Source organism: Streptomyces sp. NPDC024017 (assembly GCF_040638895.1).
Classification (GTDB): Bacteria; Actinomycetota; Actinomycetes; order Streptomycetales; family Streptomycetaceae; genus Streptomyces.
Map to the genome: position 1 here is coordinate 310,965 of NZ_JBEZYZ010000005.1, position 26,080 is coordinate 337,044.

The window sequence follows — 26,080 nt, forward strand, 5'->3', positions numbered from 1 at the left end:
GGGGGAGCCACACGCCATGCAGAGCCCGATTTTCGCCTACAACGAGCAGCAGACCCAGGAACGCTGGAGCCTGCAGAACAAGCAGATGCTGCGCGTCAACCTGGAAGGCCACGACGACATCCTGGCCCGCAAGGGCACCATGGTCGCCTACCAGGGCCTCGTCGAGTTCGACGCCGAGTACCAGAGCGACCAGCAGTCACGCGCGCGTGCGCAGACCGGGGAGGGCCTCGACCTGATGCGCTGCCACGGGCAGGGCACGGTCTACCTCGCCAACCTCAAGCAGCACGTCCACGTCATGGAGGTGGACCAGGACGGTCTCACCGTCGACAGCAGCTATGTGCTGGCGATGGACTCCTCCCTGCACCACGAGGTCATCGCCGTGGACAGCCTGTACGGCATCTCCGGTTCCGGGAAGTACCAGCTCAACATCACGGGCCGGGGCAAGATCGCCCTGATGACCTCGGGCATGCCGCTGCTGTTGCAGGTGACGCCCGACAAGTACGTCAACTGTGACGCCGACGCGATCGTCGCCTGGTCGACGAGCCTGCGGGTGCAGATGCAGGCCCAGACGCACTCCTCCGGGGTGTGGCGGCGCCGCGGCAGCACCGGCGAGGGCTGGGAGCTGAGCTTCATGGGCAGCGGCTTCGCGCTCGTCCAGCCGAGCGAACTGCTGCCGCCGCAGAACGCCCAGATCGGCTCGGGCCTCTCCGCGCAGTACGGCATGGGTCAGCAGGGAGCCCGCGGACAGAACCAGGGCAACGTCTGGAGCTGACCGCGCACAGGGCCGGACGTAAGGGGCGACCGCCGTGGCGGTCGCCCCTTACGCATGTTCGGGCCTCAGGCCGAGAGCCTCGCGCGCGTGGCCTCCAGCAGGCGTACCACCGACTCGTCCGCCACGTCCGCCACCTCGTCGTACCCGAACCAGCGCACGTCGAGCGACTCGTCGCTGATCGCGTGTGTGGCGTCCGGGCGAGCCACGACCGCGTACTGGACGTCGAAGTGGCAGTGGCACGGCGGCGGGATCGGATGCCGGTCCAGACGCACCGGGCCGCCGGGCAGCAGGGAGAGCCCCGCGACGCCGGACTCCTCCGTCGCCTCACGCAAGGCCGCGTCCGCCAGTGAGGCGTCACCCGGCTCGCAGTGGCCACCCATCTGCAGCCACATCTGGAGCTTCTTGTGCAGGGTCAGCAGCACCCGGCCGCCCTCGGGGTCGATCACCAGGGCGCTCGCCGTGATGTGACCCGCGTGGCAGGCCTTCCACAGGCCGTCCGGGTGCTCCGCCAGGTGGTCCAGATAGGCCTGACGCAGCTCCGTCTGGTCCTCGTACTCCTTCAGCACGAGGACCGCGTCGTCGTACAGGCTCACTCGGCGTCGTCGCCCTTGTTCTTGTCCTCGCCCTCGTCCTTCTTCTTCAGGTCGGGCTTGTCCGCCGCCTCGCCGAGCATCTTGTCCAGCTCGGAGAAGTCGATCTGCTCGCGGTGCACGAAGCCGTCCGGGTCGTCCAGGTCGGTCGCCGTCGGCAGCATGTCCGGGTGGTGCCACAGGGCGTCCCGGCCGTCGACACCGCGCGCGTCCGTGAGCGAGGCCCACAGACGGGAGGCGTCCCGCAGCCGGCGCGGGCGCAGCTCCAGGCCGATCAGGGTGGCGAACGTCTGCTCGGCCGGACCGCCCGAGGCGCGGCGGCGGCGCAGCGTCTCGCGCAGGGCGTCGGCGGACGACAGGCGGGGTTTCGCGGCGGCGTGGACCACCGCGTCCACCCAGCCCTCCACGAGCGCCAGAGCCGTCTCCAGACGGGCCAGGGCGGCCTTCTGCTCGGGCGTGTCCTCGGGCTGGAACATGCCCTGCTGGAGTGCCTCCTGCAGCTGCTCCGGGTTCTGCGGGTCGAACTGGCCGACCACGTCCTCCAGCTTGGCCGTGTCGACCTTGATCCCGCGGGCGTAGCCGTCGACCGCACCGAACAGATGCGAGCGCAGCCACGGCACGTGCGCGAAGAGGCGCTGGTGGGCGGCCTCGCGCAGGGCGAGATACAGCCGCACCTCCTCCTGGGGCACGCTCAGGTCCTTGCCGAACGTCTCGATGTTCACCGGCAGCAGCGCGGCCTTGCCGGCCGGGCCGAGCGGCAGGCCGATGTCGGACGAGCCGACGACCTCGCCGGCGAGCACGCCGACGGCCTGCCCGATCTGCGTGCCGAACATGGCGCCGCCCATCGAGCGCATCATGCCGATCAGCGGGCCGGCCATGGCCTGCATCTCCTCCGGCAGGACGTCGCCCATGGCGGTGCCGACGCGCTCGGCGACCGGATCGACGAGCTCCTTCCAGGCGGGCAGGGTGGCCTCGACCCACTCCGCGCGGCTCCAGGCCACCGCGGAGGCGGCGCCGGAGGGCAGCGACGTGGCATCGTCGAGCCACAGGTCGGCCAGGCGGACGGCTTCCTCGACGGCCTTGCGGTCGGCGGGGCCGACGCTGGCGTCCTTGGTGCCGTCAGGGCTGCCCTGGGAGACCGTCTGGCGGGCGATCTGCTTGGCCATGTCCCAGTTCACCGGGCCGCCCTCGTAGGAGAGCATCTGGCCCAGCTGCTGGAACGCGGCGCCCAGGTCGGTGGGGTTCAGCGACCCGAACATGGCTGCGAACGGATTGTCCGCACCGGGGCCGCCAGGGCCTCCGGCTCCGGGCAGGCCGCCGAAACCGAACGGGTTGGCCGGTCCCTGACCACCACCGCTCTCCTGGTCCTTCTTCTTGCCCTCGTCGCCGTCGTCCGGCTCCTCCGGCGGAAGGCCGAATCCGAATGGGGTGTCACTCACGGGATTCCTCGGCTGGTAGGGCCGCCGGTTCTTTCCGGCGGCACGGCTGCCCGACAACACCACCCAGCGTAGACACCTGGGGCGGATCGGGCCTCGGTGCTTCGCCGACTGACGGCCTGCGGCAGGATGGATGCCACCTGGTACGCACGCGTCGGACGCGCTCGTACTGAAGACAACCGCTGGAGACGCCCGGTGAGTTCCCCAGATCCGCAGGTTCGCGCAGCGCGAAACCAGTCAACCAGTTCCGCGAGCCCCGCGGCGCGCGGACCCGTCGTCGCGGTGACCGGCGCCGCGTACGGCGTAGGAGCCCTGCTCACGGAGCAGCTCGCCGCATCCGACGAGGTCAAGCAGGTCGTCGCCATCGACGAGCGGCGCGGCGAGTGCGCGGCGGCCCAGTGGCACATCCTGGACGTACGGGACCCGGCCATCGCGGACAAGCTGCGCGGGGCGGACGTCGTGGTGCATCTGGCGCTCGATCTCGACCTGGAAACCGACGCAGCCGCCCGAACGGCCTACAACGTACGGGGGACGCAGACCGTCCTGACGGCGGCCGCGGCGGCCGGAGTGCACCGGGTCGTGCTGTGCACCTCGGCGATGGTCTACGGGGCGCTGCCCGACAACGAGCTGCCGCTGTCCGAGGACGCCGAGCTGCGTGCCACGGCCGAGGCGACCGGAGTCGGCGACCTGCTGGAGATCGAACGGCTGGCGCGCCGCGCGCCCCGGGCGCACCCGGGGCTGAATGTCACCGTGGTGCGGCCGGCCGTGCTGGTGGGCGGCACGGACACCGCGCTGACCAGGTACTTCGAGTCTCCCCGGCTTCTTGTCGTGGCCGGATCGCGGCCCGCGTGGCAGTTCTGCCACGTCGAGGACCTGTGCAGCGCGCTGGAGTACGCCGTCCTGGAGAAGGTCGACGGTGAACTGACCGTCGGGTGCGACGGCTGGCTGGAGCAGGAGGAGGTCGAGGAGCTCAGCGGCATCCGGCGGATGGAGCTGCCGTCGGCGGTCGCGCTGGGTGCGGCGGCGCGGCTGCACCGGATCGGGCTCACGCCGTCCCCGGCCGGGGACCTGGCGTACACGATGTACCCCTGGGTGGTGAGCGGCAGCCGGCTGCACGACGCCGGGTGGCGGCCGCAGTACACCAACGAGGAGGTGCTGGCGCAGCTCTTGGAGGAGGTCTCCGGCCGGCACACGGTCGCCGGGCGGCGGCTGGGCCGCAAGGACGCGACGGCCGCGGGTGCCGCGGGGGCGACGGTGGCGCTGCTGGGCGCGGCCGCGGTGGTGCGGCGGGCGCGCAAGGCCCGGCGGCGGATCTGAGGGACGCCCCTGTAGGAGGCTCCAAACGCGTACGCGCGCGTGCCGGTCGATAGCTCTATTCCGTGCTGTCGGCCGCGTGCGGCACGATGGAGGCATGGCAACCACGAACGATCACCCCGGTGAGCAGGCCGCGCAGGACCCGATCAAGCTGATCGGGATCCGGGACTCGGCCCTCTCCCTGGACGAGGTGTTCCAGGCGGTCGGGGACGACGCGGCCGGGGGCACCGCGCTCTTCGTGGGAACCGTGCGGAACCACGACGGGGGCGCCGATGTCGACGAGCTGGGGTATTCGTGCCACCCCAGCGCCGAGGCCGAGATGCGGCGGATCGCGGAGAAGGTCGCCGCCGAGTTCCCGGTGCGGGCCCTGGCGGCCGTGCACCGCGTGGGGGACCTCCGGGTCGGGGATCTCGCGGTGGTCGTCGCCGTCTCCTGCCCGCATCGTGGGGAGGCCTTCGAGGCCTGCCGGAAGCTGATCGACGACCTCAAACACGAAGTGCCCATCTGGAAGCACCAGAAGTTCTCCGACGGCACCGAGGAATGGGTCGGCGCCTGCTGATCCGGCAAGCGGCTTCCGGTTGCGTAACCGCACCCCTGGCGTGAGCGTTGTCACTGCGGATCGTTAATCTGCTGATCAGTCAGTTGCGGATGCTCAGAGGGGTTGGAGGTCGGCATGGCGGCGCTCGCCTGGTTGCTGATTCCGCTTGTGGCTGCCATCGGCGCGGGGCTCTGGGGCAGTTGGGCCAACCGGACCCGCAAGGTCCGGAACGACGGTCCGGAACTCATCGGTTACGCCCGCTTCCGCGAGGCCATGGAGAAGCCCCGGCCGGGTGGCTGACGGCCGAAGAAACAGCAGGTCACAAGGGTTGTAGGGCGCAGGGTCGCCCCGGACGGGCGGCCCTGACGGTGCGCTGACAGGACCGTCCCGTAATGTCGAGTCATGCCACGCCGCACCGCGACGATGCTCGCCTCCACCCTGATGCTGATCGCGCTCCTGTGCGCGGGAGTGTTCATCCCCGTGCCCTATGCGGAGATGTCCCCGGGGCCGACGGTGAACACCTTGGGCGATCACGACGGTGAGCCGGTGCTGCAGATCGCGGGGAAGAAGACCTACGCGACCAGTGGCCATCTGAACATGACCACGGTCCGGGTCACGAGCGCCGACTACCGGATGAACCTGGTCGAAGCCGTCTACGGCTGGCTCGCGCACGACAACAAGGTCGTGTCGCACGAGACGCTCTACCCGGACGGCAAGACGGAGGAGCAGTCCACCCAGGAGAACGCCGAGGAGTTCAGCCAGTCCCAGGAGAGCGCCAAGGTCGCCGCCCTGAAGCAGCTGGACGTTCCGGTGAAGTCCTGGGTGATCGTCTCGACGGTCGTCAAGGGATCCCCGGCCGAGGGCAAGCTGCACGCGGGGGATGTGATCAAGGCCGTCGACGGTACGGCGGTGAAGGAGCCGGCCGACGTCGCGAAGCTCGTCACCCGGCACAAGCCGGGCCAGGACGTCCGCTTCACGATCGTGCCGGCCAAGGAGCAGGCCGCCGCGGAGAAGGAGAAGCGGACGCCGACCGGGACGCAGGACATCACCATGACCACCACGACGTCCGACGACACCGGTGAGAAGCGGGCCATCGTGGGGATCTCCGCGGGGACCGACCACACGTTCCCGTTCACCATCGACATCAAGCTCGCCGACGTCGGCGGGCCCAGCGCCGGGCTGATGTTCGCGCTCGGCATCTACGACAAGCTCACCCCGGGCAGCCTGACCGGCGGCACGTTCGTGGCCGGCACCGGCACGATCGACGACGCCGGCAAGGTCGGGCCGATCGGCGGCATCGAGATGAAGACCGTGGGCGCGCGGGCCAAGGGCGCGCAGTACTTCCTGACGCCCGCCGACAACTGCGCGGCCGCCGTCAAGGACACCCCCGACGGCCTCACCCTGATCAAGGTGGGAACCATCCAGGACGCCCTCGGTGCCCTCAAGGACATCCGCAGCGGCGACACCGCGGATCTGCCGAAGTGCGGTAAGTAGCCCGCGGACCAAGGGCCCGGACGGCCGGACGGCCGGACGACCGGACCCACGGTCCTGCGGGGCTACTCCTCGAACGTCGCCGCCAGCGCCTCCGCCAGCCCCGGGACCAGGTCGGAACCGGTCAGGACCTCGGTGGGGGAATCCTTCTCGCGCAGCCGCAGGGCCGACTCACGCGTGCCGTCGCGCAGGACCGCGACCGTCATGCGGACCTCCTGGCGGTCCGGGTGGTCCGCCACCCACTTCGTGAGCGCGGCCTCGCTCAGACCCTTCGGAACCTGGGCCTCCGCGGACGGCGGCAGCATCAGGCGCTCCACGGCGAGGGCGCAGCCGGCCACCGCGTCGGGCCAGGCGATGGTGGCGAGGAACTCGTCGAGCGGCTTGCCCGTTGGCACTTCGTCCTGCTCGATCGGGGTGAGGCCGGAGTTCTCCGACTCGTCACCCAGACCGAGCCGGTCCGCGAGCGAGGGCTGATCGGCCCGCAGCCGTGCGGTGTCGACGAGGGCGAAAAGGCGGGCTGACTGGTCCCAGCCGAGGCCGGAGACGTACTCGTCGATCTCGAGTACGGCCCGGGTGAGTGGGTTCGCAGCCATGGGAGTGTTGGACATGGTCACAATCCTGCCTCGTTCCCGGCCGGAATCGGGAACCGAGTAAACGGTGAGTAAGTTGCATAGGTGGGGGCCCACGATCACGGGGGCCACGGACGGTCCGTGAAGACGCGGGCCTGACGAATCAACAGCGAACTTCGAGGTGCGCACCTTGGCTTTCCAGATGCCGGACCGCGGCGGAGGCCCTTCGGGGCCGCGGATCAGAGTGGGCCGCCCGTCCCGGCGTGTCCGGACCCTGCTCATGACGCTGGGCGTCCTGGCCGTTCTCGGCATGGCGTTCACCATGTTCGCGGGCTTTTGGACTGACTGGCTCTGGTACCGCTCGGTGAACTACTCCTCGGTCTTCACCACCACGCTGTGGACCAAGATCGGGCTCTTCTTCGTCTTCGGCCTGCTCATGGCCCTCGCCGTCGGCTTCAACATCTGGCTGGCCCACCGGCTGCGGCCGCCGCTGAGCGCCATGTCGATGGAGCAGCAGAACCTCGACCGCTACCGGATGGGCATCGCGCCCTACAAGAAGTGGCTGCTGTTCGGGATCACCGCCCTGGTGGGTCTGATCGCCGGCGCCTCCGCCTCCGGTCAGTGGCGGACGTGGCTGATGTGGGTCAACGGCGTGTCCTTCGGGCAGAAGGACCCCCAGTTCAAGCTGGACGTCTCCTTCTACGCCTTCGACCTGCCGTGGTACCGGTTCCTGCTCGGCTTCGGCTTCGCCGCCGCGATCCTGTCCGTGATCGCCGCGGCACTCACGCACTACCTGTACGGCGGGCTGCGCGTCACCAGCCCCGGCGCCCGCGCCACGGCGGCGGCCACCGGGCACCTGTCGGTGCTCATCGGTGTCTTCGTGGCCCTGAAGGCGGTCGCGTACTGGCTCGACCGGTACGGACTCGCGGTGAAGTCCAGCGACTTCAGGGCGACCGACAACTGGACGGGCCTGAGGTACGTCGACGCCAACGCCTACCTGCCGGCCAAGACGATCCTGTTCTGCATCGCCGTCATCTGCGCGCTGCTGTTCTTCGCCACCCTGTGGCGGCGCACCTGGCAGCTGCCCGTGATCGGCTTCGGCCTGATGGTGCTCTCCGCGATCCTCATCGGCGGCCTCTACCCGGCGATCGTGCAGAAGTTCCAGGTCCAGCCGAACGAGCAGGCCAAGGAAGCGCCGTACGTCGAGAAGAACCTCGAAGCCACGCGCAAGGCCTACGGCATCGACGGCACCAAGGTCACCGACTACTCGGGCACCAGCAAGACCGAGGACAAGACCACGCTGCGCGACGATGTTCCCTCCACGGCGAGCATCCGGATCATGGACCCGAACATCGTCTCGCCGACGTTCCAGCAGCTCCAGCAGATCAGGAACTACTACGCGTTCCCGACCAACCTGGACGTCGACCGCTACGCCAAGGACGGCAAGGACCAGGACACGGTCATCGGCCTGCGTGAGCTGAACCTCGCCGGCATCCCGAAGAAGAACTGGATCAACAACCACTTCCGTTACACCCACGGATACGGAGTGGTCGCCGCCGAGGGCACCAGCGCCGACGCCCAGGGCCGGCCGGACTTCACGGAGTCCGACCTCCCGTCCAAGGGTGACCTCGGCACGTACGAGCAGCGGGTCTACTACGGCGAGAAGACCACCACGTACTCGATCGTCGGCGGTCCCCAGAAGGAGATCGACTACTCCGACGACAACGGCGAGAAGACCACCAGCTACAAGGGCGACAGCGGGGTCAACCTCTCCAACCCCGTCAACCGGGCCGCGTACGCGGTGGCGTTCGGCGAGCCGCAGATGATGTACTCCGGTGCCATCGGCGACGGTTCGCGGATCCTGTACAACCGCACGCCCAAGGAGCGCGTCGAGGCGGTCGCCCCCTGGCTGACCATCGACGGCGACGCCTACCCCGCGGTGGTGAACCACCGGATCCAGTGGATCGTCGACGCGTACACGACGACGAACGGATACCCGTACTCCTCGCGTACCACCCTCGGTGACACGACGGCCGACTCGCTGACCGCCACCAACGACAACCGCGCGGTGGTGGCCCAGCAGAACCAGGTCAACTACATCCGCAACTCGGTGAAGGCGACCGTCGACGCGTACACCGGCGAGGTCAAGCTCTACCAGTGGGACACCAAGGACCCGGTCCTGAAGACCTGGATGAAGGCCTTCCCGGACACGGTGGAGCCCAAGAGCGACATCTCCAAGGACCTGATGGACCACCTGCGTTACCCGCAGGACCTGTTCAAGGTTCAGCGGGAGCTGCTCACCCGCTACCACGTGAAGGACGCCACGACGTTCCTCAGCGGCAGCGAGGTGTGGCAGGTGCCGGACGACCCGACGAACCGGTCGGGCAGCGCGGTTCCGCCGTACTACCTGAGCATGAAGATGCCCGACCAGAAGGCACAGGCGTTCTCACTGACGACGACCTTCACGCCCAACGGCCGGGACAACCTCAGTGCGTTCATGGCGGTCGACGCCGAAGCGGGCACCGGTGACTACGGCAAGATCAGAATCCTGAAACTGCCGACCAACACCACGGTCAACGGACCCAAGCAGGTCCAGAGCCAGTTCAACTCGCAAGAGGAGATCGCCGAGTCCATCAGGCTCCTGAGAGGCGGCGACTCCGAGGTCGAGTACGGCAACCTGCTGACGGTGCCGCTCGACGGAGGACTGCTGTACGTGGAGCCGGTCTACGTACGCGGTGGTGGGCTGAAGTACCCGCTGCTGCGCAAGGTGCTGGTCACCTACGGAGGCCAGACCGCCTTCGAGAACACCCTCGACGAGGCCCTCAACAAGATCTTCGGAGCGGACGGCCCGGTCACCCAGCCACCACCGGACGAGGGCGATACGACACCACCGCCGACGTCCGACAACCCGACGGTCCAACAGGCCCTGGAGGACGCCCAGAAGGCGTTCGACGCGGGCCAGGAGGCCCTGAAGAAGAACGACTGGGAGGCCTACGGCCGGGCGCAGAAGGACCTCGAGGACGCCCTGCAGCGGGCCGAGGACGCGCAGGCCGAGGCGAGCCGGGCGGGCGGTGCCGGGGGCGGCGAGAGCAAGCCCAGCGGCAGCCCGAGCCCGAAGCCGAGCAGCTAGGGCCCTGGCCTGGTCAAATGCTCACCCCGCGCCGTGATACGGTTGTGAACACAACGGCGCGGGGTGGAGCAGCTCGGTAGCTCGCTGGGCTCATAACCCAGAGGTCGCAGGTTCAAATCCTGTCCCCGCTACTGAAGTCGCAATGTCCGAGCGACAGAGCGACACCGAAGGCCCGGATTCCACACAGGAATCCGGGCCTTCGTGATGTGTGAACGCATGTGCTGGCGCAGGCTGTGGCCGCGCCGCCGGGGGGAGTTGGGCAACCTGTGTTTGACTTGTCTCTCTGTGGGCATGTCGACAAAACGCTGAAGTGACCTCACTGGCTGCGGTATACCAGGTGTACCCAGGTTGCAGGTGGTGCGACGATGGACGTTATGGGGGACAAGGCAACTCTGTTCGAGACAGGGCGTTTTGTGCAGCCTTCCAGCCGGGAGGACACCGAGACCCCGGACGAGACCGGGGAGATCGCCGACGAGGCGGCCGAGGAGCTGCGTCAGCGGCTCGCCGCCGAGGCCGGCGACGTCGAGGCGATGAGTGTCCTCGGGGCCATGCTGCTGCGCCGTGGCGATCTCGACGGCGCCGAGCCTCATCTGCGTGCCGCCACCGCCGCGGGCGACCGGGCGGCCGCCAACAACCTGGGGGTCCTCCTGCACCAGCGGGGGTACGCCGACGAGGCCGCCGGATGGTGGCGGATCGCCGCCGTCGCTGGCTCCACGGCGGCCGCGCACGCCCTCGGCCGGCACCACCGCGAGCGCGGCGACGAACCGGCCGCCGAGTACTGGCTGCGCCAGTCCGCCGAACAGGGCCACACCCTGGGCGCATACGCGCTCGCCGACCTGCTGGAGCACCGCGCGGACCCCGGGGCCGAGCAGTGGATGCGGGTCGCGGCCGAGCGCGGCCACCGGGAGGCGGCATATCGGCTGGCGCGGGCGCTGGACCGCAAGGCGGCGCAGGAAGCCGACGGTGACAACGGTGTCCAGGCGCCCGAGGAGGCCGAGCAGTGGTACCGGCAGGCCGCCGCGCGCGGCCACCGGCGGGCCGCGCTGCACCTCGGGACGATCCTGGAGCGGCGCGGCGAGCTCAAGGAGGCCGGGCGCTGGTACCTGACGTCCGCCAAGGACGGCGAGGCGCGGGCCGCCTGCGCGCTCGGCTTCCTGCTGCGCGACGCGGGCGACACCGAGAACGCCGCCGTGTGGTGGCTGCGGGCCGCCCAGGACGGCGACGGCAACGCGGCGAACGCGCTGGGCGCACTGCACGCCGAACGGGGCGAGACGCAGACCGCCGAGCGGTGGTACCGGGCCGCGATGGACGCGGGCGACGTGAACGGCGCGTACAACCTCGGCCTGCTCTGCGCCGAGCAGGGGCGCACCCCGCAGGCCGAGCAGTGGTACCGGCGTGCGGCCTACGCCGGACACCGGGAGGCCGCGAACGCGCTGGCGATCCTGCTGCTGCGGGGCGGCGACGAGTCGGGCGCGGAGCCGTGGTTCTCCAAGGCCGCGGAGGCCGGGAGCGTCGACGCCGCCTTCAACCTCGGCATCCTGCATGCCGGGCGGGGTGAGGAGCAGGCCGCGCTGCGCTGGTACGAGCGTGCCGCCGCCGCCGGGCACACCGAGGCGGCGCTCCAGGTCGGTATGGCGAGGCTGCGGGACGGCGACGAGCAGGAGGCCGAGCGGCATCTGCGGTGTGCGGCCGGCGGCGGGAGCGCCGAGGCCGCGTACCGGCTGGCGACCGTGCTCGACGCGCGGCGGCCACCGGAGCCCGCGCACGAGCTCGGGGAGCCGGTGCACCGGCGGAGCGAGTGCGAGGAGTGGTACGAGCGGGCGGCGTCCCAGGGGCATCGGCGGGCGCAGGTGCGGGTCGGCATGCTGGCGGCGGCCCGGGGCGATGTCGTCGAGGCGGCTCGGTGGTACCGGGAGGCGGCCGAGGCCGGGTCCCGCAACGGCGCGTTCAACCTCGGGCTGCTGCTGGCCCGGGAGGGGAGCGAGCCCGAGGCGGCGGTCTGGTGGACCCGGGCTGCCGACGCCGGGCACGGGCGGGCGGCGTTGCGGCTGGCCCTCGTCTACGCGCGTCGGGGTGAGCTGGCGGAAGGGCAGCGGTGGGCCGACCGGGCCGTGTCGCTGGGGCCGGCGTCCGTCGCGGAGAGGGCGGAGCGGCTGAGGGATGCGCTGCGGCAGGAACTGTCCGCGTGAGGCGTTGTCGGGGGGACCGGAGCGCAGCCCGGGTAATGGATTTGCATCCGTCCTCTGCGTTGACGTAACGTTGCATTCACCGACGCGGGGTGGAGCAGCTCGGTAGCTCGCTGGGCTCATAACCCAGAGGTCGCAGGTTCAAATCCTGTCCCCGCTACTGAAGGCCGAGGGCCGGAATCCGAAAGGGTTCCGGCCCTCGGTGTTTCTATCGGCCGTGACCCACCGCTTCCTCGTACAGCGAGCGGTTCACCGTGCTGGACTCGGGGAGCGAGTCGCGGAGCGCAGGATCGCGGCGCCCTCGAAGGTTCGCCAGATACGTGACATACCTCTCATCCTGCTTGTAGTCGGCCGCGAAGTACGTGTTCACGGTGCGGATGTACGCCCGCAGCAGGGCCACCCCCGCGTCCACGTCGTCGTCCAGCAGGCTGGGGCCGTAGAGCATGCCGCCCAGGGGCTCGCCGGGGGGTTGGCCACCCGGGAAGGCCTAGCCCGGCTCGCCGTCGACCCGGCGCCAGACCGGGTCCAGCAGCCACGCGGAGTCGATGCGCCCGAGAGGGGCGCCGGGTAGGCGTGCGCGAAGTCGGCGAGGCCCGTGCGGGACAGCCACTCGGCGGCGCGGGCGTTCGCCTCCAGGCGCGGGACGCGCTGGACGTCGAGGCCGAAGCGGACGTTGGCCTGGACGGTCTTCCAGTCGTAGATCCCGTAGTCCCGGAAGATCATGGCGGCCGGGCGCCTACTGGAGGTGCGGATCTCCAGGGTGCCGGTGCTGGGGCGGAGCAGGCCCGCGGCGATGCGCAGCAGCGTCGACTTGCCGCAGCCCGACGGGCCCACGAGGCAGACGAACTCGCCGGGGGCGACGGTCAGGCCGAGGGGGCCGAGGGCGTCAACCGCGCGGGGGCCCCGGCCGAAGGTGCGTGTCAGGTCGTGGGCGGGCGGTGAGTTCGGTACAGGGCTCTCCCACTTCGGTCTCCTCGCGGAGTGCGGAACGGACTGGTGGGTGCCGCCGACCATATGACGACCCGTCAGATACGGAAGGGTGCGGGCAGCGCAAAGCCCCGGCACCCATGGGTGCCGGGGCTTTCGTGCGTTCCGTGCGGGAGGGCTAGGCGGCCGCGCAGTTCGGGCAGACGCCGCGGTAGGTCACCTCGACGTCCGAGACCGTGAAGCCGAAGCGCTCGGTGTCGGGGAGGTCCGCCAGCGGGTTGCCGATCGGGTGGACGTCCCGGATCGCGCCGCACCGGGCGCAGACCAGGTGGTGGTGTGGCTGGTGGGCGTTCGGGTCGTACCGCTTGGCGCGCTGGTCGGTGGAGACCTCGAGCACCTCGCCGAGGGTCACGAGCTCGCCCAGCGTGTTGTAGACGGTCGCCCGGGAGATCTCGGGCAGCTTGGCGACGGCCCGGGCGTGGACCTCGTCGGCCGTCAGATGGACGTGTTCGCCGTCGAGGACCTCGGCCACGACGCGCCGCTGCGCGGTCATCCGCCATCCGCGTCCGCGCAGGCGTTCCAGAAGGTCACTCATAGCCATCAGCCTAACAGCAAAGGGGACCAGGTCCCGAACAGGTGTGAGTTTAGAGTCTTGCTTGCTTTAGACATTGTCTATTGTAGGATCGGGAACGACTCTGGCCATGGGACAGGTTTGGTCAGGAATGACGCAGGAGGCGCACGTGACGCAGGGACCGCTCACGACGGAGGCCGGGGCACCGGTCGCCGACAACCAGAACAGCGAGACCGCGGGCGTCGGCGGCCCGGTGCTCGTCCAGGACCAGCTCCTGCTGGAGAAGCTCGCCCACTTCAACCGTGAGCGCATCCCGGAGCGTGTCGTGCACGCCCGCGGCGCGGGGGCGTACGGCACCTTCACGGTGACCGCCGACGTCACCCCGTACACACGCGCCGCGTTCCTCTCCGAGGTCGGCAAGCAGACCGAGGTCTTCCTGCGCTTCTCGACGGTGGCCGGCAACCTGGGCGCGGCGGACGCGGTCCGCGACCCGCGCGGCTTCGCGCTGAAGTTCTACACCGAGGAGGGCAACTACGACCTCGTCGGCAACAACACCCCGGTCTTCTTCATCAAGGACGCCATCAAGTTCCCGGACTTCATCCACACCCAGAAGCGCGACCCGTACACCGGCTCGACGGAGGCGGACAACGTCTGGGACTTCTGGAGCCTGTCGCCCGAGTCCACGCACCAGGTGACCTGGCTGTTCGGCGACCGCGGCATCCCCGCCTCGTACCGTCACATGGACGGCTTCGGCTCGCACACCTTCCAGTGGAGCAACGAGGCCGGCGAGGCCTTTTGGGTGAAGTACCACTTCAAGACGGACCAGGGCATCAAGAACCTGACCGCGGAGGCCGCCGCCCGGCTCGCCGGTGAGGACCCCGACTCCCACCAGCGCGACCTGCGCCAGGCCATCGAGCGCGGCGAGTACCCGACCTGGACCGTCGGCGTGCAGATCATGCCGGTGGACGAGGCGGCGACGTACCGCTTCAACCCGTTCGACCTGACCAAGGTCTGGCCGCACGCGGACTACCCGGTCGTGGAGATCGGCAAGCTGGAGCTCAACCGCAACCCGGAGAACGTCTTCGCCGAGGTCGAGCAGTCGATCTTCAGCCCCGCCCACTTCGTGCCGGGCATCGGCCCGTCCCCGGACAAGATGCTCCAGGGCCGCCTCTTCGCCTACGGCGACGCCCACCGCTACCGCGTCGGCATCAACGCCGACCACCTGCCGGTGAACCGCCCGCACGCCACCGTGGCGCGCACCAACTCCCGTGACGGGTACCTGTACGACGGCCGTCACCAGGGAGCGAAGAACTACGAGCCGAACAGCTTCGGCGGCCCGTTCCAGACGGACCGTCCGCTGTGGTCCGCCACGGCCGTGAGCGGTGCGACGGGCAGCCACCCGGCCCCGGTTCACGCCGAGGACGACGACTTCGTGCAGGCGGGCAACCTCTACCGCCTGATGAGCGAGGACGAGAAGGAGCGCCTGATCGCCAATCTGGCGGGCTTCATCGCCAAGGTCTCGCGCGACGACATCGTCGAGCGGGCGATCGACAACTTCCGTCGGGCCGACGGAGACTACGGCAAGCGGCTGGAGGTCGCGGTCCAGGCCCTGCGCGGCTGAACTCCAGCGCTGGACCGCTTGCGGTGGCGGACGGGCCGGGTCCCTCTCGGGGCCCGGCCCGTCCGCGTGGTCACGCCGGAACCTGCTGACGTGCCGGTGCCCAGCAGCGGATGATGTCGCGGACCGAGACGATGCCGGCGGGTTCGCCGCCGTCCAGCACGATGAGGTGCCGGAAGCCGCCGTGCGCCATGGCGCCCGCCGCCTCCTCCAGGGTCCAGGCCGGAGCGGCGAACACGACGTCGGTGGTGGTGTGGGCGTGGGCGCGTTCCGTGTCCGGGTCCTGGCCCAGGCCGACGGAGTTGAGGATGTCGCGTTCGGTGAGGATGCCGATGCCGCCGGCGTCGGGGTCGTGGACCACGGCCGCCCCTACCTTGCGCGCGGACATCAGCGCGGCGGCCTGGCGCAGCGTGTGGGTCGGGCCGATGGTGAGGACGACAGTGCTCATGGCGTCACGGACGAGCATGGATGCAGCCACCTCCTGGGAGTCTCCCCACCGTTCGTTCAGAATTTCACAAATTCACAAGTGGGGGGACTCTCAGAGTGGCAGGTAAAGGGAGGGTCAACAAGGGGGCGCTCGGTAACAACGGGGGGCTCAGTAGCGCTGGTATTGAACGATCTCTCGGGTGAGGTGCAGTGTTGATCGATGTCCTGTCAGCGAGTACGGCCCCAAGAACGCCCCGTATCCCCACTTCTCGTGGCCGCTGTCCGTCACCGGCTGGTTGGCGCTGCCGGCGCTCGTTGGGGCTGCCATCGCCTACCTGATGACCTCCGTCAGCTGCTCGGCCGCAGCCTGGCCTACAGCACGACGACTCCCCAGACCGGCAGCAGCCACCGGCCCGCTGACCACAGCGACGACTCCCCGGAAGACGTCGAGCATCTGCGTACGCTGCTGGCGGCCGAGAAGCGCACCACCTCGATCCTGCGTCAGGAGATAGACGGCTCACCAGGGCACTGAAGGCAGCCGAAGACCGCCACCCGGGCCATCGCCGGCACTGTCCAGGACACCTCGCGGCTCGTCTGCTACGGCGAGGGCGTCCCCGGCGACACCGGCTGCGCGTACCGGACGAAGTGCCGCACCGAGACCACCGATTTCAAGATCGTGACGCGGGGCTGGCTCGACGTCCGCAACCGCGACTCGGCCGCCCGGCCGTCGCCGGTCGTCGAAGGCCGCGAGTACCGGCTGCGCTGGGCCATGCAGCCCCAGGACTACGTCGTCGAGAAGGGGCACCGGCTCGGCGTGGTGCTGATCTCCACCGACCACGACTACACGCTGCGCCACCCCCCCGGCACGCGGATGACCGTAAGGACCGGGCTCAGCAGCGTGACGCTCCCCGGTGGCGCCCCCGGCCGGAAGCTGAGGAGCCGGCCCCGGGCCCCGCCCCGGACTCCCGTACCGGCGCGGGCCCGGCGGCCGCTGTATGTCCGCTGTACGGGCCGGTCTATGGCGCGTGCGTACCGTCTGCCGAAAGGAGGAGGGGAACTCATGATGCCGTCATTGAGCAAGGTCGCCGACCGGGTGCTCGAGCGTTTCGTGCCGAAGGCGTCCGCGTCCGCGGACACCAGCTGGTGGGAGTACTGCTACTGCACCGCCGACTGGCGCAAGATCTACCGCCTGTGTCACGTGGTGGGCGGACGGACCTCGTGCGGAAAGTGCGACAACGTCCGCTACATCGGCTGCTGACAGAACACGAGTGCGGGGCGGGCGGCGCTGGCACGCGTCCGGGCCGTCCGCTCCCGTGCCCCACATACGAGGACTTCGCGCATGACCTACGTCGCTTTCGCATGCCGGATTCTCTTGTTCGGTGTCTTTCTGCTGGCGCTCGCCGGAAAGGTGCGCAGCAGGACCGCCTTCGCCTCGTTCGCCCGGTCGATCACTGACCTGCGGCTCTTTCCCCGGAAGGTGTCGAGGGCGGCGGCCGCCGCGGTGATCGCCGGAGAAGTCGCGGTACTTCTGCTGCTCGTGCCCCCGCGAACGGCGCCCCTGGGGCTGGCGGCCGCGGTGCTCCTGCTGCTCGCCTTCACCGCGGGCATCGTGGTGGCACTGCGCGGCGGACGCCGCGCCCCGTGCCGTTGCTTCGGAGCATCGGCCACTCCGCTGGGACCGCTGCACGTGGTCCGCAACCTGATCCTGGCCGGAACGGGCGCGGCCGGCTTCGCGGTGATGACCGCGCTGCCCACCGCCGGATGGCCGGCTCACGCCGGCGGCGGCGCGGTCGCGGCGGTCGCGGCGATCGTCGCGGCCCTGCTGGTCGCCCGGCTCGACGACCTGGCCGCCCTCTTCCGCACCGGCCGGCCGGCCCCGGTCGCCGCCCGTCCACGCGCCGTCCACAAGTGAGGTCCCCTTCATGCCTTTTCTGATTGCCGCCGTCGTCCTGGTCGGTGTGCTGTGCCTGTTCGACCTGCTCCTCACCTTCGCGGTGCTGCGCCGGCTGCGCGAGCACACCGCGGAACTCGCACGGCTGGCGGGTAGGCCCGGCTTCTCCTCGTACGACCCGGGCATGCTGGTGGGCCACCGGCTTCCGGAAGCCGCCCGGGCATCCGGCGCCACCCTCGTGGCCTTCTTCGACGCGCAGTGCGACACCTGCCACGACCACGCGCCGAAGTTCGCCGTCCGGGCCCGCCGGTACGGGGCGCTGGCGGTGGTGTCGGGCGACGGGGCGCGCGCCGACGAGCTGGTCGCCGCGGTGGGTCCGGACGCGGCGGTGATCCGAGGTGAGGACGCCCACGCCGTGGCCGACGACATGGGCATCCAGGCCTTCCCCACCTTCGTCCTGGTCGACGGGGAGGGCTCCGTGGTGCAGGCGTCCACCGAGCTGGCCGAGCTGCCCGAGCCGGCCCCGGCGGCGTGAGCGTGGAGAACGGACCGCAGGCCGGGCCCACCGGGCGGGCGGTCACGGCGGGGCCGAGGCGGACCGTGCGGCACCTCGGGGTCGCCTGGTCGATGTGCTGGCGGGCGGGACCGTGGCACGCGCTGGCGTACTCGCTCGTCACCGTCGTCCTCGGCCTGCTGCCCACCGCCACGGCATGGCTGACGAAACTCGTCGTGGACGACCTGGCCGGCGGACGACCGGAACACGTGCTGGAGTTGGCGGCGGGCCTGGCCGCCGTGGGCCTCGCGGCCGGTGTGCTGCCGCACCTGAGCGGTTACCTGCAGAACGAACTGGGCCGCCGGCTGGACCGCTTGATGCAGGACCGCCTGTACGGCGCCGTCAACCGGCTGCAGGGGCTGTCCCGGTTCGAGAACCCCGGGTTCCGTAACGACCTCAACATGGCCATGCAGGCGTCCGGGGGCGGGCTCGGCCCCGTCACCACGGGCCTGTTCGACACCGCGCGCAACGTCATCACGCTCGTGAGCCTGCTCGGGACGCTGGCGCTGCTGAGCCCGTCGATGGCCGCACTCGTCACGGTGGCCGCCGTCCCCGCGCTCCTCGCGCGGCTCTCCCTGTCCCGGCGCAGGGTCGGCATGCTCGCGGGAGTCTCCCCCGCGGTCCGCCGCCAGGTCTTCTACTCGCTGCTTCTCACCGACGTCCGCAGCGCGATGGAGACCCGGCTGTTCGGCCTCGGCGACTTCCTCAAGGGGCGCATGCTCACGGAGCTCGCGATCCGGCAGGAGGGCGAACAGCGGCTCGACCGCCAGGAGGCGCGGACGCAGTCCCTCCTCGCGCTGCTGTCCACGGTGGTCGCGGGACTGGGACTCGTGTGGGCGGTGCGGGCCGCCACGACCGGAGCCCTGAGCGTGGGCGACGTGACGGCGTTCGTCGCCGCCGTGGCCGGTACCCAGGCCGCCCTGACCGGTCTGGTGGACAACGTCGCGATGGCGCACGAGGCGCTGCTCGTCTTCGGGTACCACGACAAGGTGATGTCGCTCCCCGACGACCTGCCGTCGGCGGACCCTTCGGGGCGACTGCCGGCCCTGCGCCGGGGCATCGAACTGCGCGGCGTCTGGTTCCGGTACGCCGAGGACCATCCGTGGATTCTCCGGGGCGTCGACCTGACCGTCCCGCACGGAACCGCGGTCGCCCTCGTCGGGCTGAACGGCGCGGGGAAAAGCACCCTGATCAAACTGCTCTGCCGTTTCTACGATCCGACCCAAGGGGCGATCTACTGGGACGGAGTGGACATCCGCGACGTGCCGCCGGCCGAACTGCGCCGTCGTATGGGCGTGTTGTTCCAGGACTACATGTGTTACGACCTGACGGCGGCGGAGAACATCGGCGTCGGGGAACTCCAGGCGCTCGACGACCGCCCGCGACTGCGCGAGGCCGCCCGGCTCGCCGATGCCGACGGCACCGTGGAGCGGCTGCCCCGTGGCTACGACACCATGCTCAGCCGCATATTCGCCGACCAGGCCGAGGACGACCCGCAGTCCGGGGTCGTGCTCTCCGGCGGCCAGTGGCAGCGGCTGGCGCTCGCCCGCACCCTGCTGCGCGACGACCGGGACCTGCTGATCCTGGACGAGCCCAGTGCCGGCCTGGACGCCCAGGCGGAGGCGGAGATCCACGCCCGGCTGCGCGAACACCGGGCGGGGCGCACCAGCCTGCTCGTCTCCCACCGGCTCGGCGCGGTCCGCGAGGCGGACGCGATCGTCGTGCTGGAGGGCGGCCGGATCGTGGAAAGGGGAACGCACGAGCAGCTCATGGCCGGGGAGGGCGAGTACGCGCGTCTGTTCGCCATCCAGGCCGAGGGCTATCGCGCCCCGGACGCCCCGGACGCACCCGAGGCCGTGGACGCCCTGGACGCACCGCAGGCCCCGGACGCACCGGCTCGTCCGGACGTGGCGGACCGGCCCGGGGCACCGGCGGCGGAGCCGTCGCACGCGGTCATATCGCCGATCGGCTGAGCACCGCCTCCCTGTAGCGGACCTGGTCGCGGGCGGCGAGCTCTCGCGCGTACAGGCCCGCGAGATCAGGCAACCGGAACCCCTCGCGCGCCACCGGAGTGAGCAGCCCGACGGTCACCAGGCAGTCCAGGGCCCGCTCGGTGGCCGGCAGGGCGGCGCCGATGGCCTCGGCGGCGTGCGTCGCGCTGAAGGACGCCCCGAGGGTGCACAGCCGGCGGAACGCCCGTGCGGCGGCGCGGTGTTCGGGGTCGTGGGCCGACAGCCCCCGGTAGCTCCTGGCGTACGACGAGCGCATCGTCAGGTCGGCGACCCGTAATTCGTCGAGGGTGCGCGCCGGGTCGCGCAGCCGGGCGGCGAGTCCGGCGAGGCTCCCCTGCGGGCGGCCGGCGCAGCGGGCCCCCGCGATGCTGAGCGCGAGGGGGTTTCCGTGGCAGAGCCGTGCGATCTCCCGCGCCGCCCGGGGCTCCGCGGTGACGCGCGCGTCCCCGGCCAGCAGGGACAGCAGGCGGACGGAGTCCGTTTCGTCCAGGGGGTCCACCGGCACATGCACCGCGTCCAGCGCGGGCAGGACGCTCCGGCTCGTGACCAGCACCGCGCACCCCGGGCCTGCGGGCAGCAGCGGAAGGACCTGGCCGCGGTGGAAGGCGTTGTCGACGACCACGAGGACGCGCCGGCCCGCGACCATGGACTGGTAGTAGGCCGAGACCTCGGAGAGGGCGGTCGGCACGTCCGCCCTGGGCATGCCGAGCGAGCGGAGGAAGTGGCGCAGCACGGTGACCGGGGTCAGGGGGCCGGCGCCGGCCCGCGGGCTGTCGAGATCGACGTAGAGCTGGCCGTCGGGGTAGTCCGCGGCGGCCCGGTGGGCGACGTGCAGGGCCAGCGCCGACTTCCCGCGTCCGGCCGGCCCGTGCAGCACCACGACCGGCGCCCCGGCGGTCGTCCCGTCCCGGGTGCGCAGGGCGTCCCGCACCAGGGACGTCTCGTGCGCCCGTCCGGCGAACGGCCCGGGAGCCCGGGGGAGCTGGCGCGGCACCGTACCGGTGGCCGGGTGCGCGGGCCGCGCCGTCGTCAGGGCGGTGACCTCCGGGACGGACGTCGGATCCGGTTCCCGGCGCAGCACGGCCTGTTGGGTGCGGCACAGCTCCGGCCCCGGGTCCAGGCCGAGTTCCTTGCGCAGCGTTTCGCGGGCGTCGGTGAAGGCGGCGAGCGCGCCGGCCGTGTCGCCGCTGTGGTGCAGGGCGAGCATCAGGCGGCTGCGCAGCCGTTCGCGCAGGGGATGCCGGCGCACGGCCCGGCGCAGGGTGTCGACCACGGCCGCCCCGGTACCGCTGGCGAGTTCCACGTCCGCCTGTGCCTCGATCGCGCTCAGGTACCGCTCGGTGAGGTCCGCCGCGATGCCCTCCAGGGCGGGTCCTTTGACGACGTTCTCCAGTGGCGCCCCGTGCCAGAGTGCCAGGGCGCCGCCCAGTGCGCGGGTGGCCCCCGCCAGGTCGTGCCCGGCCGCCGCCTGCCGTGCCCGCTCGACGAGGGCCTCGAAGCGGGCGATGTCGGTCTCGCCGTCGTCCGTCCGGAGCGCGTAGCCGGAGCGGGACGTGATCAGCCGGGGGTGCGTGCCGTCCGCGGCGGGCGGCAGGAGCCGGCGCAACTGCATCACATACGTGCGCAGATTGGGCACCGCCGACCGGGGCGGGGTGCCGCCCCAGAGTTCTTCCACGAGGGCGGGCACGGAGACGACGCCGCCCCGGTGGGCGACCAGCATCGCGAGAATGGTGCGCTGTTTGTCAGCGGCTATACGGACGGTCTGGCCACCGTCCACGATTTCCAGCGGGCCGAGGGCCCGGAACTCGACGGTCATGCTTGTGGCTGTCCCCCGGTATGTGATTTTTACAAAGCACTGCCGCCCAGTCGGCGGACCGCCACGCCCATGATCCGGTCGGCCTCGAAAAATCCCCGATGACGGGAATCAATACTGTCCGGATTGTCGCCGAGCATCACCAGCCGCCCGTCCGGGACCTCGGTGAGGTCTCCGCCTCCCGGTATTCCTTCCGGAATACGGTCCCCGGGAAGCGCGGCGGCCCGCTTGATGTTCCATGCGCGGTCGCTCAGCGGTTCGTAGTCGCCCGTCCTTCGCGGGGGCTGCAGTACGACGATGTCCCCGGCCCGCACCTGGTCGACGGTGCGGCGTTCCACCACCACCCGGTCGCCGGGCGAAAGCGTCGGCGCCATGCTGGTGCCTTCCACGGTGACCACGGTGTATCGGCCGCGTATGCGGAGCGCGGCAAGGACGGCGCCGGCGAGGCCGACAAGGAACCCAACGGCAATCAACAGAACAGGCACAGACACCCCCCGTGGGTTCCGCCGGTCGGTGTGATCGTGCCCGCCCGCCGTATTGCCTGTCAATGTATTTCTTCTTGCCCCCGCGGGAAACCCGGGGGTGCGTCGCGCCCTGTTCGCCCCCTTTGCAATTCGCGTGGAAGTTGGGTGTCTATGGGTGTATCGGGCGGTTCGCTGGACACGGTTTGCGGACCGGTCTCTTCCGCTCGCTGTATCCGAACTGTACGAAGCGCCGTATCTGCCGTTGCTACGGTCGAATCTGCTTCTTTCCGGCAGTGCGTACTCGAAAGGAAACGGCAGTGATGGGATTCATGGGGACGATGGGCGACAAGATTCTGGGCAGGCTCGTGCCCAAGGCCGTGGCCCAGGCGGACACCACCTTCCAGAAGATCTGCTACTGCAGCCAGCGCAACAGCTTCTACTACCGGCAGACCTGCCATGTGGTCGGTGGCTACACCTCCTGCGGCACCTGCTACCTCAGCTCGCCCTGCCGGCCGTCGGCCTGACGGTGACATGGCGACCGGGCCGCGGACGCGCCGTCCGCGGCCCGATCGGTGCGCTGTTCGTCCGGAGGCCGCTCAGCCGTCGCCCCGCACCCGCTGCCGGGGGACGGCGGCGGCGTCCTTCAGGACCCCGAGAGAAGCTTCCCGCTCCTGAAGGACGGTCTGCCAGAGGATGCCCTGCTGCCCCTGGGGCGACCGCTCTGACAGATCTTGCAGTCGGTGAAAATGCTGGGGCCGCCTCGGCGACCAGCACTCTGTGATCAGCGAAGCCACTCCCGCCCGCACGCCAGCAAGCACTGGGGCTACCGCCGTACGTCTCGTACTCCGTCATCGCCGCCTCCCACTGCCTGCAGCGTCGGGCACGGGGACAGGACCTCGCGGGTGGGGCACTTCCCGCCCGGGATCGCTGGATGAAGGGCGCGCACGTCATCGACAGCGGCCGCGAGCCGGTTGCGTTGATCGGCGAGTGGCACGACGACCCGACCGAGCACCGACTCGACGTTCCACTGATTGCGGAGACGCTCGCGCTCGTCGGTCGGCGGCTGATGCGTCCGCGTACGGCGAGGACGGCGAGTGCGAGAAGGGCCGGCTCCAGGAGGCGGGAGCCCATCTCCGGTCGTGGGTGGGGTTCGGGTCGTCCTTGTCGATGGTAAAGGTGACGCGGCCGCCACCGGCCGGGACGGTCCCGCTCGCTTCTTGCCTGGGGGAGTTCTGAGGAAGGCCGAATCCCATGAGCAGCACAATGGTGATGATCATCGCGCACGCTGCGGACGTACGCACACCTGATGCCGAGCAGCGAGAAGCGGACGCGGGAGGCGGTGAACCGGGCCTTTGCGGGCGGCCCGGACGCCGATGACGGCCCCACGACGGCCCAGGCGGCCTGATCCTAGGGGAAACCCGCAGGTTAGGCCGCAATCGCCGTCAGTAGCGCTGGTTGAGGTATCCGAGCAGCTCGTCGTGCAACAGGCCGTTCGACGCGGCCGCGTTGCCGCTGTGGGGGCCTGGGCGGGCGTCGAGGCCGGTGAAGGTGCCGCCGGCCTCGGTGACGACGATGGCGGTGGCGGCCATGTCCCACAGGGACAGCTCCGGCTCGGCGCACATGTCGACGGCTCCCTCCGCGACCATCATGTACGGCCAGAAGTCGCCGTACGCGCGCGTGCGCCACACCTCGCGGGTCAGGTCCAGGAAGCCGTCCAGGCGGCCCTGCTCCTCCCAGCCGCTGAGCGAGGAGTACGCGAGGGAGGCGTCGGAGAGCTTGGAGACGCGGGAGACCTGCAGCCGGGAGGCCTTGGTGAGGCTGCGGCCGGAGAACGCGCCATGGCCCTGCGCGGCCCACCAGCGTCGGCCGAGGGCGGGGGCGGAGACGACGCCGACGACGGGCTGGAAGCCGCCCTCGCCCGCCTCCATCAGCGAGATCAGCGTGGCCCAGACGGGGACGCCGCGTACGTAGTTCTTGGTGCCGTCGATCGGGTCGATCACCCAGCGGCGGGGGCCGGTGCCCTCGACGCCGTACTCCTCGCCGAGGATCGCGTCCCTGGGGCGGGCGCGTGCGAGGTGGCCGCGGATGAGTTCCTCTGCGGCCTTGTCCGCCTCGGTCACCGGGGTCATGTCAGGTTTGGTCTCGACCTTGAGGTCGAGGGCCTTGAACCGGTCCGTCGTCGCGGCGTCGGCGGCGTCGGCGAGGACGTGGGCGAGACGCAGGTCGTCGAGGTAGTCGGGCATGCAACGAACCTATCTGCCGAGGTGGGGGTGGGGCTACAGGGGGTTCGTGAGGGTGGGGGAGCCGGGAGCCGTCTCGGGCTTGGTGCGGAGGATGTCGCGTGCCTGCTCCCGGCGGACCATGCCCTGACTGTCGAGGAACGCGATCGCCTGGAGACGGATGCCGGGCTGACCTCGATACGCCGGGCGAGTTCGGACGCGGTGAGGCTGCCCGAGTCGGTCATGCAGAGGCAGGCCATCACCCGGGCCGTCATCTTGGGCATGCCCGACCCCGTGAGGACGGTGGTGAACGTCTCCTCGTACTCACGTACGGCCTCGGTCCCGCCCGTGGGTCTGCGGGGGTGCCTTCCGGTCCCGGAGTGCGCCGCCCGTTGCGCTGCAGGGGGCGAGGGCCCGGCACGCAGGCCAACGCACCGCGCGACAAGGCCGAAACACGCCCCCGCGTGCGCTCGCGAACCCTTGACAGTGGTTCCACGCGCGTCAAACCTGGGGCAGAGCCGCTCGCCCCAAGGGGAGGCGAAGATGCCTGCAGCGCGGGAATCTCTACTGGACGCCGCTTACACGGCGCTGGTGCGCCGGCCGTGGTCCGCCGTACGGATGGTGGACGTGGCCGCGGCGGCCGGAGTGTCCCGGCAGACGCTCTACAACGAGTTCGGCAGCAAGGACGGTCTCGCCAGGGCGCTCGTGAGGAGAGAGGCCGACGGATATCTGGCCGGCGTGGACCGCGCTCTCGCCGGGCACAGCGATCCCCGCGACCGGCTCACCGCCACCGCCGAGTGGACCGCTTCGGCGGCCCGGGACAACGTCCTCGTCCACGCCATGCTCACCGGCTGCTGGAGTGAGCGGCTGCCCGCCCCGGCCCTGGGGGCCGTGCCGTCCACCTCCGTCGTGCCGGCCCAGCGCCGCGCCGACGGGCCGCTGCCCTCACCCGGCGACTTCGTCGCCCTCGTCCGCGACCGGGCCGTCACCCTCCTGGCCGGCCCCGGCACGCCCACGTCCGACACCGCCGACCTGGCCCGCTCCTGCGAACTCGCCGTCCGGCTCGCCCTGTCGTGCGTGGCCGCGCCACCCGGCGAGGGCGGCGTCGCCGACCTGGTCCGCAGCGCCCTTCACCGGCAGGCCGGCTGACAGGACGTCAGTGCGCCGACCCCGACAACTGCAGCCCGACCACACCGATGATGACGAGACTGATCGACACGATCTTCAGCGTCGACACCAGGTCACCCAGGAACACCATGCCGTAGATCGCCGTCCCCGCCGCCCCGATGCCGGTCCACACCGCGTACGCGGGACCCACGTCGAGTTTTCTCAGCGCGAGGGTCAGCAGTCCGAAACTGCCGAGGGCGAAGATGCAGAACGCGATCGTCGGCCAGAGCCGGGTGAAGCCGTGCGACAGCTTCAGACACACGGCGAAGCCGGTCTCGAGCAACCCGGCCACGATGACCAGCAGCCACGCCATGAGTCGTCCTCCCGTATCCCACGTTCAGTGACCGCTTCGTCAATTTCATCGCGCTCGTCAGGCTTTGGCCAGGCGGGCGT

24 protein-coding genes, 2 tRNA genes and 3 pseudogenes are annotated in these 26,080 nt (G+C 70.7%); 17 read left to right on the plus strand and 12 right to left on the minus strand.

Features of this window, described 5'->3' with window-relative positions:
* Nucleotides 1-16 precede the first annotated feature (16 nt).
* Complete coding sequence (locus AB0G20_RS15620) at nt 17-772, plus strand: AIM24 family protein (protein ID WP_361301717.1); 756 nt, start codon at nt 17-19, stop codon at nt 770-772.
* A 65-nt stretch (nt 773-837) separates the two neighbouring features.
* Here AB0G20_RS15620 and AB0G20_RS15625 read toward each other — a convergent pair whose 3' ends face one another.
* Together AB0G20_RS15625 and AB0G20_RS15630 are read right to left on the minus strand one after the other, a co-directional pair.
* Nucleotides 838-1,365, minus strand: a complete 528-nt coding sequence (locus tag AB0G20_RS15625) for an NUDIX hydrolase (RefSeq protein WP_361301720.1) — start codon at nt 1,363-1,365, stop codon at nt 838-840.
* Nucleotides 1,362-2,801 (minus strand): zinc-dependent metalloprotease, encoded by a 1,440-nt coding sequence (locus AB0G20_RS15630; protein WP_361301723.1) that lies wholly within the window; start codon nt 2,799-2,801, stop codon nt 1,362-1,364. The genes AB0G20_RS15625 and AB0G20_RS15630 overlap by 4 nt, the downstream gene beginning before the upstream one ends.
* 192 nt (nt 2,802-2,993) lie before the next feature.
* On the opposite strand from AB0G20_RS15630, the gene AB0G20_RS15635 reads away from it, so the two are divergent.
* The 4 genes from AB0G20_RS15635 to AB0G20_RS15650 all read left to right on the plus strand — a co-directional run bounded on the left by AB0G20_RS15635 (nt 2,994) and on the right by AB0G20_RS15650 (nt 6,144).
* Nucleotides 2,994-4,115: an SDR family oxidoreductase gene (locus AB0G20_RS15635; protein WP_361301725.1), complete on the plus strand. Its 1,122-nt coding sequence runs from the start codon at nt 2,994-2,996 to the stop codon at nt 4,113-4,115.
* Nucleotides 4,116-4,209: 94 nt separating this feature from the next.
* On the plus strand, nt 4,210-4,671 hold the full coding sequence (locus AB0G20_RS15640; RefSeq protein ID WP_361301728.1) for a molybdenum cofactor biosynthesis protein MoaE: 462 nt from the start codon (nt 4,210-4,212) through the stop codon (nt 4,669-4,671).
* A 114-nt stretch (nt 4,672-4,785) separates the two neighbouring features.
* Nucleotides 4,786-4,950, plus strand: a complete 165-nt coding sequence (locus AB0G20_RS15645; RefSeq protein ID WP_361301731.1) for a hypothetical protein — start codon at nt 4,786-4,788, stop codon at nt 4,948-4,950.
* Nucleotides 4,951-5,052: 102 nt separating this feature from the next.
* Nucleotides 5,053-6,144, plus strand: a complete 1,092-nt coding sequence (locus tag AB0G20_RS15650; RefSeq protein WP_361301734.1) for a PDZ domain-containing protein — start codon at nt 5,053-5,055, stop codon at nt 6,142-6,144.
* A gap of 62 nt (nt 6,145-6,206) precedes the next feature.
* Here the strand turns inward: AB0G20_RS15650 and AB0G20_RS15655 are convergent, their stop codons facing one another.
* Nucleotides 6,207-6,749 carry a PPA1309 family protein gene (locus tag AB0G20_RS15655; protein WP_361301737.1) on the minus strand — a complete coding sequence of 181 codons (543 nt, stop codon included), beginning with the start codon at nt 6,747-6,749 and terminating at the stop codon, nt 6,207-6,209.
* A 163-nt stretch (nt 6,750-6,912) separates the two neighbouring features.
* Between AB0G20_RS15655 and AB0G20_RS15660 the strand changes: the two genes are divergently transcribed.
* The 4 genes from AB0G20_RS15660 to AB0G20_RS15675 all read left to right on the plus strand — a co-directional run bounded on the left by AB0G20_RS15660 (nt 6,913) and on the right by AB0G20_RS15675 (nt 12,186).
* On the plus strand, nt 6,913-9,840 hold the full coding sequence (locus AB0G20_RS15660; protein ID WP_361302421.1) for a UPF0182 family protein: 2,928 nt from the start codon (nt 6,913-6,915) through the stop codon (nt 9,838-9,840).
* 57 nt (nt 9,841-9,897) lie between these two features.
* Nucleotides 9,898-9,971 (plus strand) — tRNA-Met (locus AB0G20_RS15665).
* Nucleotides 9,972-10,205: 234 nt separating this feature from the next.
* Entirely contained in the window at nt 10,206-12,029 is a 1,824-nt protein-coding gene (locus tag AB0G20_RS15670) for a tetratricopeptide repeat protein (protein ID WP_361301740.1), read from the plus strand.
* Between the two features lie 83 nt (nt 12,030-12,112).
* Nucleotides 12,113-12,186 (plus strand) — tRNA-Met (locus AB0G20_RS15675).
* A 48-nt stretch (nt 12,187-12,234) separates the two neighbouring features.
* On the opposite strand, the pseudogene AB0G20_RS15680 reads toward AB0G20_RS15675, so the two are convergent.
* From AB0G20_RS15680 to AB0G20_RS15690, 3 genes and pseudogenes are all read right to left on the minus strand, one after another.
* A pseudogene (locus AB0G20_RS15680) lies at nt 12,235-12,573 on the minus strand (hypothetical protein); the annotation flags it as partial.
* Between the two features lie 2 nt (nt 12,574-12,575).
* Nucleotides 12,576-12,950, minus strand: a pseudogene (locus AB0G20_RS15685) (ATP-binding cassette domain-containing protein); the annotation flags it as partial.
* A 181-nt stretch (nt 12,951-13,131) separates the two neighbouring features.
* A complete protein-coding gene (locus AB0G20_RS15690; RefSeq protein ID WP_352115369.1) occupies nt 13,132-13,548 on the minus strand; it encodes a Fur family transcriptional regulator in 417 nt (138 codons plus the stop codon).
* Between the two features lie 145 nt (nt 13,549-13,693).
* Here AB0G20_RS15690 and AB0G20_RS15695 point away from each other — a divergent pair, with 145 nt between their 5' ends.
* Nucleotides 13,694-15,145 (plus strand): catalase, encoded by a 1,452-nt coding sequence (locus tag AB0G20_RS15695; RefSeq protein ID WP_361301743.1) that lies wholly within the window; start codon nt 13,694-13,696, stop codon nt 15,143-15,145.
* Between the two features lie 70 nt (nt 15,146-15,215).
* Here the strand turns inward: AB0G20_RS15695 and AB0G20_RS15700 are convergent, their stop codons facing one another.
* On the minus strand, nt 15,216-15,608 hold the full coding sequence (locus tag AB0G20_RS15700; RefSeq protein WP_361302424.1) for a CBS domain-containing protein: 393 nt from the start codon (nt 15,606-15,608) through the stop codon (nt 15,216-15,218).
* Nucleotides 15,609-15,839: 231 nt separating this feature from the next.
* On the opposite strand from AB0G20_RS15700, the gene AB0G20_RS15705 reads away from it, so the two are divergent.
* From AB0G20_RS15705 to AB0G20_RS15725, 5 genes are all read left to right on the plus strand, one after another.
* Entirely contained in the window at nt 15,840-16,100 is a 261-nt protein-coding gene (locus AB0G20_RS15705) for a hypothetical protein (RefSeq protein ID WP_361301746.1), read from the plus strand.
* A 27-nt stretch (nt 16,101-16,127) separates the two neighbouring features.
* The gene (locus tag AB0G20_RS15710; RefSeq protein ID WP_361302427.1) at nt 16,128-16,826 is read left to right on the plus strand and encodes a CocE/NonD family hydrolase C-terminal non-catalytic domain-containing protein; all 699 of its coding nucleotides are present in this window, start codon (nt 16,128-16,130) and stop codon (nt 16,824-16,826) included.
* 81 nt (nt 16,827-16,907) lie between these two features.
* On the plus strand, nt 16,908-17,480 hold the full coding sequence (locus tag AB0G20_RS15715) for a MauE/DoxX family redox-associated membrane protein (RefSeq protein WP_361301749.1): 573 nt from the start codon (nt 16,908-16,910) through the stop codon (nt 17,478-17,480).
* A 10-nt stretch (nt 17,481-17,490) separates the two neighbouring features.
* Nucleotides 17,491-17,994, plus strand: coding sequence for a hypothetical protein (locus AB0G20_RS15720; RefSeq protein WP_361301752.1), 504 nt, complete (start codon nt 17,491-17,493; stop codon nt 17,992-17,994).
* A 2-nt stretch (nt 17,995-17,996) separates the two neighbouring features.
* Complete coding sequence (locus tag AB0G20_RS15725; protein ID WP_361301755.1) at nt 17,997-19,985, plus strand: ABC transporter ATP-binding protein; 1,989 nt, start codon at nt 17,997-17,999, stop codon at nt 19,983-19,985.
* Here the strand turns inward: AB0G20_RS15725 and AB0G20_RS15730 are convergent.
* A complete protein-coding gene (locus tag AB0G20_RS15730) occupies nt 19,966-21,840 on the minus strand; it encodes a BTAD domain-containing putative transcriptional regulator (protein ID WP_361301758.1) in 1,875 nt (624 codons plus the stop codon). The genes AB0G20_RS15725 and AB0G20_RS15730 overlap by 20 nt on opposite strands.
* A 29-nt stretch (nt 21,841-21,869) precedes the next feature.
* A complete protein-coding gene (locus tag AB0G20_RS15735) occupies nt 21,870-22,322 on the minus strand; it encodes a S26 family signal peptidase (protein ID WP_361301761.1) in 453 nt (150 codons plus the stop codon).
* 299 nt (nt 22,323-22,621) lie between these two features.
* Here AB0G20_RS15735 and AB0G20_RS15740 point away from each other — a divergent pair, with 299 nt between their 5' ends.
* Nucleotides 22,622-22,825, plus strand: coding sequence for a hypothetical protein (locus AB0G20_RS15740; RefSeq protein WP_031104385.1), 204 nt, complete (start codon nt 22,622-22,624; stop codon nt 22,823-22,825).
* Between the two features lie 918 nt (nt 22,826-23,743).
* Here AB0G20_RS15740 and hisN read toward each other — a convergent pair.
* Nucleotides 23,744-24,544, minus strand: coding sequence for a histidinol-phosphatase (hisN, locus tag AB0G20_RS15745; protein WP_361301765.1), 801 nt, complete (start codon nt 24,542-24,544; stop codon nt 23,744-23,746).
* Between the two features lie 105 nt (nt 24,545-24,649).
* Nucleotides 24,650-24,858, minus strand: a pseudogene (locus AB0G20_RS15750) (MarR family transcriptional regulator); the annotation flags it as partial.
* A 205-nt stretch (nt 24,859-25,063) separates the two neighbouring features.
* Here AB0G20_RS15750 and AB0G20_RS15755 point away from each other — a divergent pair.
* On the plus strand, nt 25,064-25,669 hold the full coding sequence (locus AB0G20_RS15755) for a TetR/AcrR family transcriptional regulator (RefSeq protein ID WP_361301768.1): 606 nt from the start codon (nt 25,064-25,066) through the stop codon (nt 25,667-25,669).
* Between the two features lie 7 nt (nt 25,670-25,676).
* On the opposite strand, the gene AB0G20_RS15760 is transcribed toward AB0G20_RS15755, so the two are convergent.
* A complete protein-coding gene (locus tag AB0G20_RS15760) occupies nt 25,677-26,000 on the minus strand; it encodes a multidrug efflux SMR transporter (RefSeq protein ID WP_361301771.1) in 324 nt (107 codons plus the stop codon).
* Nucleotides 26,001-26,080 lie beyond the last annotated feature (80 nt).

Excerpts from the sequence above, each read along its gene's own strand:
- AB0G20_RS15755 (WP_361301768.1), top strand. The coding sequence starts at position 25,064 with ATGCCTGCAGCGCGGGAATCTCTACTGGACGCCGCTTACACGGCGCTG.
- AB0G20_RS15670 (WP_361301740.1), top strand. The coding sequence starts at position 10,206 with ATGGACGTTATGGGGGACAAGGCAACTCTGTTCGAGACAGGGCGTTTT.
- AB0G20_RS15720 (WP_361301752.1), top strand. The coding sequence starts at position 17,491 with ATGCCTTTTCTGATTGCCGCCGTCGTCCTGGTCGGTGTGCTGTGCCTG.
- AB0G20_RS15655 (WP_361301737.1), bottom strand. The coding sequence starts at position 6,749 with ATGTCCAACACTCCCATGGCTGCGAACCCACTCACCCGGGCCGTACTC.
- AB0G20_RS15660 (WP_361302421.1), top strand. The coding sequence starts at position 6,913 with ATGCCGGACCGCGGCGGAGGCCCTTCGGGGCCGCGGATCAGAGTGGGC.
- hisN (WP_361301765.1), bottom strand. The coding sequence starts at position 24,544 with ATGCCCGACTACCTCGACGACCTGCGTCTCGCCCACGTCCTCGCCGAC.
- AB0G20_RS15645 (WP_361301731.1), top strand. The coding sequence starts at position 4,786 with ATGGCGGCGCTCGCCTGGTTGCTGATTCCGCTTGTGGCTGCCATCGGC.
- AB0G20_RS15640 (WP_361301728.1), top strand. The coding sequence starts at position 4,210 with ATGGCAACCACGAACGATCACCCCGGTGAGCAGGCCGCGCAGGACCCG.
- AB0G20_RS15620 (WP_361301717.1), top strand. The coding sequence starts at position 17 with ATGCAGAGCCCGATTTTCGCCTACAACGAGCAGCAGACCCAGGAACGC.
- AB0G20_RS15730 (WP_361301758.1), bottom strand. The coding sequence starts at position 21,840 with ATGACCGTCGAGTTCCGGGCCCTCGGCCCGCTGGAAATCGTGGACGGT.
- AB0G20_RS15760 (WP_361301771.1), bottom strand. The coding sequence starts at position 26,000 with ATGGCGTGGCTGCTGGTCATCGTGGCCGGGTTGCTCGAGACCGGCTTC.
- AB0G20_RS15700 (WP_361302424.1), bottom strand. The coding sequence starts at position 15,608 with ATGCTCGTCCGTGACGCCATGAGCACTGTCGTCCTCACCATCGGCCCG.
- AB0G20_RS15690 (WP_352115369.1), bottom strand. The coding sequence starts at position 13,548 with ATGAGTGACCTTCTGGAACGCCTGCGCGGACGCGGATGGCGGATGACC.
- AB0G20_RS15650 (WP_361301734.1), top strand. The coding sequence starts at position 5,053 with ATGCCACGCCGCACCGCGACGATGCTCGCCTCCACCCTGATGCTGATC.
- AB0G20_RS15715 (WP_361301749.1), top strand. The coding sequence starts at position 16,908 with ATGACCTACGTCGCTTTCGCATGCCGGATTCTCTTGTTCGGTGTCTTT.
- AB0G20_RS15740 (WP_031104385.1), top strand. The coding sequence starts at position 22,622 with ATGGGATTCATGGGGACGATGGGCGACAAGATTCTGGGCAGGCTCGTG.